Origin of the sequence: Schleiferilactobacillus shenzhenensis LY-73, assembly GCF_000469325.1 — a bacterium.
Taxonomy (GTDB): Bacteria; Bacillota; Bacilli; order Lactobacillales; family Lactobacillaceae; genus Schleiferilactobacillus; species Schleiferilactobacillus shenzhenensis.
In genome coordinates, this window is sequence record NZ_KI271604.1 from 13,268 (window position 1) to 19,868 (window position 6,601).

General features: G+C 58.9%; 5 protein-coding genes. 1 reads left to right on the forward strand and 4 read right to left on the reverse strand.

Features of this window, described 5'->3' with window-relative positions; genetic code table 11:
• The coding region (locus tag L248_RS12325; RefSeq protein WP_245585309.1) for an MFS transporter at positions 1 to 1,089 on the forward strand (1,089 nt) is incomplete at its 5' end.
• Positions 1,090 to 1,137: 48 nt separating this feature from the next.
• Here L248_RS12325 and L248_RS12330 read toward each other — a convergent pair.
• From L248_RS12330 to leuS, 4 genes are all read right to left on the reverse strand, one after another.
• Positions 1,138 to 1,452 carry an SHOCT domain-containing protein gene (locus tag L248_RS12330; RefSeq protein WP_022530573.1) on the reverse strand — a complete coding sequence of 105 codons (315 nt, stop codon included), beginning with the start codon at positions 1,450 to 1,452 and terminating at the stop codon, positions 1,138 to 1,140.
• Complete coding sequence (locus L248_RS12335) at positions 1,445 to 2,194, reverse strand: pseudouridine synthase (RefSeq protein ID WP_022530574.1); 750 nt, start codon at positions 2,192 to 2,194, stop codon at positions 1,445 to 1,447. Before L248_RS12335 ends, L248_RS12330 begins: the two co-directional genes overlap by 8 nt.
• Positions 2,194 to 3,831 (reverse strand): putative polysaccharide biosynthesis protein, encoded by a 1,638-nt coding sequence (locus L248_RS12340; protein ID WP_022530575.1) that lies wholly within the window; start codon positions 3,829 to 3,831, stop codon positions 2,194 to 2,196. Before L248_RS12340 ends, L248_RS12335 begins: the two co-directional genes overlap by 1 nt.
• A gap of 123 nt (positions 3,832 to 3,954) precedes the next feature.
• Entirely contained in the window at positions 3,955 to 6,366 is a 2,412-nt protein-coding gene (leuS, locus tag L248_RS12345) for a leucine--tRNA ligase (protein WP_022530576.1), read from the reverse strand.
• Between the last annotated feature and the right edge of the window lie 235 nt (positions 6,367 to 6,601).

Below are 6,601 nucleotides of genomic sequence, written 5' to 3' on the forward strand. Positions count from 1 at the left end.
GACACGCTGGGCCATTTCACCCGGTCCGGCTTGAGTTTTTGGAGCGGGCTGGTGTTTGCGGCCACGTTCCTCGTCACCGCCGTGGTGTCGCCGATTTGGGGCAAACTGGCCGACGAACGGGGGCGAAAGCTGATGCTGCTGCGAGCCAGCCTAGGCATGGCGATCGTCATTGCCTGCATGGGGTTGGTGACCAGCGTGTACCAGCTGCTGGCTCTGCGGTTTATCCAGGGTGTTTTCTCGGGTTACATTTCTAACGCCAACGCCCTGATTGCCACGACGGCACCGCGAGAGAAATCGGGCCAGGCACTGGGCACCCTGACGACCGGGAACGTATCCGGTACCTTGCTCGGGCCGCTGCTGGGCGGGGTCATCGCCGAAGTGGTGGGTTACCGCGTGACCTTCTTCGTCACCGGCGGCCTGCTGCTGCTAGTCTTCTTTCTCAGCCTCTTCTTCGTCCATGAGCACTTCGTCCCGGTCAAACGGGCTGATTCGGTGCCGATGATGACAGTCTTCCGGGAGCTCAAGTACCCGCATGTCGTCCTGGGCATGTTCGTTACGACGATGATCATCCAAGCGTCCAACAACTCCATCAGCCCCATCCTCAGTCTGTACGTCCGCCAACTGATGGGCGGGCATGGGGGCGTGGCGTTCGTCTCCGGCATCATCGCCTCCCTGCCCGGGGTTGCCACCCTCGTTGCCGCCCCCCGCTTCGGGGCACTGGGGGACCGCATCGGGACAGAAAAGATTCTGTTAATTGGCTTACTGGCGGCACTGCTGCTGTACATCCCCCAGGCCTTCGTCGGCAACGTCTGGCAGTTGGGCTTCTTAAGGTTCCTGGTCGGGGTTTCGGACGCCGCCCTGATTCCCCAAGTTCAGACGCTGCTCGCCAAGTACAGTCCGCATTATGCCGCGGGCCGCATCTTCAGTGTCAACCAGTCGTTCCAAGCGGCGGGCAACGTGGCTGGACCGATGATCGGCTCAGCCATCTCCGGCGCTTTCAGCTACGGTGCTGTTTTCCTCAGCACCAGCGCCCTCGTGCTGGTCAACCTGGTCTGGGTCAACTTCAGTACCAAAGATATTCGCCGTTAAAAAAAGAAACCTGCAAGACCGTGCGGCCGCAGGTTTCTTTTTTGTCATTCAAAACTTGTCCCAATCGTCCCCAAGCAAGTCCTTCTTCTTCCGGTCATATTCATCCTGGGTAATCGCCCCGTCATCCAGCAGATCTTTGTAAGCCTTGATCTTAGCAATGGTGTCTGCTTCAGCCTGCTGCTGGCGGGCTTTCTCGGCAGCCGCTGCCGCTGCCTTTTTCTGGTTCCGGGATAACACCCAAAAGACAATACCGCCGACCACGCCAATGCCCAATGCAATGTACCAATACGTCACAATGAACGAAATGACCACGATGAAACCGACGACACCCCAGAAACCGAGGCTGGAACCGCGTTTAGTCATGGCTGCCGCCTGCCTTTCTGTCCGTCGTGTCGTCATCCATGTGCGCACTGGTCTGTAATGCCGTTAATTCCGTATCCGTCAGGGGCCGCACCGCCCCAGCGCTGAGGTCGTCCGCCAGCTTAAGCGGGCCGAACTGGATCCGCTCGAGGCTCAAGACATCCTTACCCACGGCGGCGAACATGCGCTTGACCTGATGGAACTTGCCTTCGTGGATGGTCACTTGGGCGTGCTGGGCCGGCAGCGGTACGAGGGTCGCGGGCGCGGCGGTCACGTCCTTGAGCTTGATGCCCTGGGCGAAGCGGCGCACATCACCGGGGGTCACCGGGGCATCGAGGCCGGCGACGTAAACCTTGTCCACGTGCCAGCGGGGGCTGAGCAGCCGGTGACTGAGGGTACCGTCGTTGGTCAGCAGCAGCAAGCCGGTGGTGTCCTTGTCCAGCCGGCCCACGGCAAAGAGATCCGGCCGGTACAGTTCGTCCGGCAGCAGGTCCATCACCGTGGTTTGACGGCTGTCCTTGGTGGCGGTGATCACGTCGGCAGGCTTATTCATCACGTAGTAAACATACTGGGTGTACGTCAACGACTGGCCGGCCAAAGCGACGGTATCCGTGTCCGGGTCCACCTTAGTTTTAGGGTCGGTGATGACCGCCCCGTTCACCGTGACCGTGCCGCCCTTCAATATTTTCTTCACGTCGGCGCGGCTGCCGAGTTGGAGATGGGCCAAATACTTATCGATTCGCATCATTTAATATGCAACCTCCTGCGCAGACCTGCCACCCGGGCACCAAGAAGCCGGTCGGCGACCCGGAAGCGAAGAACGAGATAACCGTAAACCGCGGCACCCAACCCAGCGGCGACGACGACTTCCACCATGGCCAGGACCCGGTCGCTGGCCGGGAAGACCATGTTCATCAGCCAAACCGCGATCATCACCACGGCAAACATAATCGTGGCGTAGACCAGAATCTGGGTCGTCCCGCGGATCAGGTCGCCCATGCGAAAATGGAAGCGACGGTAAAGCAGGGCCAGCATGAACCCGCAGCTGACCAAAAAGCCGATCCCCGTGGTCGCCAGCGGGCCAAAGACGCCGAAGAAGTAGACGAACGAATACTGCAGCGTGACCTTGAAGACCGCGCCGTACAGCAAATAACGGATTGCTTCCTTATTCAGGTAGACCCCTTGGAGAATCGCCGCCAAGACGGTGAACAGCCCCATGATGATGGCAATGTAAGAATTGAACTGGAGAACCATGCTGCCCATCAAATCGTACCGATAGAATACGGTGTTCAGCGGCTGGGCGATGGCGGCCATCCCGAGCGAACTCGGCAGCATCACGAAGAAGAACAGCTCCAGCGTGTTATTGATCTGCTCGCGCACGCTCTTGATGTCGTGCCGGGCTTGGGCAGCCGACAGCAACGGCACCACAGTCAAAGCCATCGCCGCCGCCAGGGAGACGATGATCATGATCAGCTTGTTGCTATTGAAGCCGAACAGCTGGAAGTAGTAGTCGTTCTGGGCCTGGGTCAGCTTGTAGAACTGGTCCATAAAGTTGTTGAAGGTGTACTGGTCGAAGAACTGATACAGCGTAATACTGGCGTCCAGAATAATGAACGGCGCGGCCTGGCGCATGATGTCGGTGATGATCTGGCTGGTAGAAACGTCCAGCGTCCCCGTACTCTGGGCGATCGCCTTGTTCATCCGGGGGACTTGGCGCATGTACAGATAGACCAAGTAAACCAGCCCGGCCGCCGCCCCAATAAAGGCGGCAAAGGTGGATTGGGCCACGGCGTCAACGTAATTGCCGCCCATCATCCGCATGATGGCGTAGGTCGCCCCCAGGATGTAGACCAGCCGGGCGACCTGTTCCAAGAGTTGAGAAATGGCACTGGGGGCCATTTCTGAAAAGCCCTGAAAATATCCCCGCAGGATACTCAGCGGTGGGATAAGGAGCAGCGGCCAGCTAAGGGAGTGAATGATGGGGATCATCCGCGGGTCGCCCTGCCCGAGGATTGGCGCGGCCACGTACATGACCCCCGCCGTGACGATGCCCATCCCGCCCATCAGCAGTAATCCCTGATAGAACAGACGGCGGGACACGCCGTACTCGTTCAATGAATTGTAATGGGCGATCTGTTTAGAAATCGCCCCGGGGATGCCCACGGTTGAGATGATCAGGAACAGGCTGTAAATATTGTAGCCCCGACCGAACAGCGCATTGGCCGAATGGTAATGGCTGCCCATCCAGATGCCCCAAGGAATCACATAGACCGCGCCGAGAACGCGGGAAATGATACTGCCGGCGGTCATCCAGGCCGAGCCGACCAGCAGGGAGCGCTTATCCGAGCTGCCCGTTGTGACCGGCTGTTTTTCTTCAGACATCTGTCGAATTCTCCTCTTCACCGTAAAATACGCAATGTCCTTATTCTAACCAATACAAGCGGCGGTGACCAGCGCGGGCACAAAAATAACACGCCCGGAACGGACGTGTTAGCCATCATGCCGTTATTTCACGACAATGTTAACAATTTTGTTAGGAATGACAATAATCTTGCGCACCGTGCCGTCACCAATGAACTTCTGCACGTGGGCATCGGCCTGGGCCTGCTTCTTCAAGTCGTCCTCCGGTGTATTCCGGGGCACAGTGAGCTTGCCGCGCATCTTGCCGTTGACCTGGACGATGACCTCGGCGGTGTCTTCCTGGAGCTGGCTGGGGTCGTACTTCGGCCACGGGGCCAGCTGAACGGAGGTGTCGTGCCCCAGCCGCTGCCACAGTTCCTCGGCGATGTGCGGGGCAATGGGCGCCAGCAGCTGAACGAAGCCTTCCACGTACTCCACGGGCAGATCGTCCACTTTCTGGGCCTCGTTCACGAAGACCATCAGTTGAGAAATGCCGGTATTGTAGTGCAGCGCGCCAAAGTCGTCAGTAACTTTCTTCACTGTCTGGTTGTAGATCTTGGTAAGCGTGCCGTCATTGATCGTGGTGATGCGGTCCCGCAGGCGGTCCTCATCATCAATGAACAAGCGCCACACGCGGTCGATGAACTTCTTGGCTCCGTGCATGCCGTCTTCGCTCCACGGGGTGGACGCTTCCAGCGGCCCCATGAAGAGTTCCATCAGGCGGAAGGCGTCGGCGCCATATTCGCGGATGACGTCATCCGGGTTGACCACGTTGCCCTTGGACTTGGACATCTTCTCGTGGCCGGCGCCCAGAATCAAGCCTTGGTTGACCAGCCGCTGGAACGGTTCGCTGGTCGGCACGACACCGATATCGTAAAGGAACTTGTGCCAGAAGCGGGCGTACAGCAGGTGGCGGGTGGCGTGCTCGGCACCGCCGATGTACAAGTCCACCGGCAGCCAGTACTTCAGCTTATCGTAATCGGCCAGCGCGTCGTTGTTGTGGGGATCGACGTAGCGCAGGAAGTACCAGGAAGATCCGGCCCATTGCGGCATCGTGTTGGTCTCCCGCTTGCCCTTGCGGCCATTCTTATCGACCACATTGACCCAATCCGTCAGGTTGGCCAGAGGCCCCTCCGGCTTACCGGAAGGCTTGATCTCCTTAGCGGCCGGCAGCTTCAGCGGCAGTTCATTCTCGGGCACCAAGGAAGTGGTGCCGTCTTCCCAATGAATCACCGGAATCGGTTCGCCCCAGTACCGCTGCCGGGAGAAGACCCAGTCCTGCATGTGGTAAGAGACTTTGCTCTTGCCCACGTGGTGGCCTTCCAGCCACTCGATCATCCGCGCCATGGCTTCTTTCTTGTGCATCCCGTTGAGAAAACCGGAGTTGATATGCGGACCGTCGCCGGTGAAGGCTTCTTCGGCCACGTTGCCGCCCTCCAAAACGGGCACGATGGGCAGATCGTGGGCCTTGGCAAAAGCATAGTCACGGTCGTCGTGGGCTGGTACAGACATGATTGCCCCGGTCCCGTATGCGGCCAGAACATAATCGGCGATCCAAATCGGCAGACGCTGGCCGTTGACCGGGTTGATGGCGTAAGCACCGGTGAAGACACCGGTCTTTTCTTTATTCAGCTCAGTTCGCTCCAGCTCGCTCTTGCGTTCTGTGGCTTCGACGTAAGCGTCGACCGCGGCTTTCTGCTCCGGCGTCGTGATGTCCTTGATCAGCTCGTGCTCCGGCGCCAATACGGTATAGGTCGCCCCGAAGAGAGTATCCGGACGGGTGGTAAAGACATCGAATGACTTATCGGTATCGGCAATCTTGAAGGTCACTTGCGCCCCTTCAGAGCGGCCGATCCAGTTGCGCTGCTGCTCCTTGATTGCTTCCGGCCAGTCCAAACCGTCCAGGTCCGCCAGCAATCGGTCGGCGTAAGCGGTGATCTTCAGCATCCACTGGCGCATCGGCCGGCGGTAAACGGGGTAACCGCCCCGCTCGGTCTTGCCGTCTTCTACGTCTTCGTTGGCCACCACGGTGCCCAGATCCGGGCTCCAGTTGACCGGTACTTCGGCTTCATAGGCGAGGCCTTTCTTATATAATTGTTCGAAGATCCACTGGGTCCACTTGTAGTAGCTGGGGTCCGTCGTGTTGATCTCGCGGTCCCAGTCGAAGGAAAGGCCCATGGAATTCATCTGGCGCTTGAAGGTCTGGATATTGTGTTCGGTGAACGTGGCCGGATCGTGGCCCGTCTTGATGGCGTATTCCTCCGCGGGCAGGCCGAACGCGTCCCAACCCATGGGGTGAAGCACGTTGAAGCCTTGAGAACGCTTCATGCGGGCAATGGCATCAGTGCCCAGATAGCCGTGGGGATGGCCCACGTGGAGCCCTTGGCCGGAGGGGTACGGGAACATGTCCAAGACGTAATACTTGGGCTTGTTGGGGTCCTCCGTGGTCTTGAACGTTTTGTGCTCGGCCCAATACTGCTGCCATTTTTTCTCGACGGTGCGATGATTGTATGCCATGTTCGGTTTTCCTCCTATGTGTTTAGGTGATGCGGTGACGGTGGTGAGAAATGAGACCAGGTTAGTCCGGGTTAGTGTCCTCCTGTGGCCCGGGTGACTCCGGGCTCCACAGATTGGGGCGGCGACGCGAAGCGAGTGCGATGCCGGTCCCGGGAGCTAGCCGTGGGCACGTGACAGCACTTGCCTGGGCGCCGTGCCAAAGCTCCGCAAGCTCCGGCAAAACGGGCTGGAACGT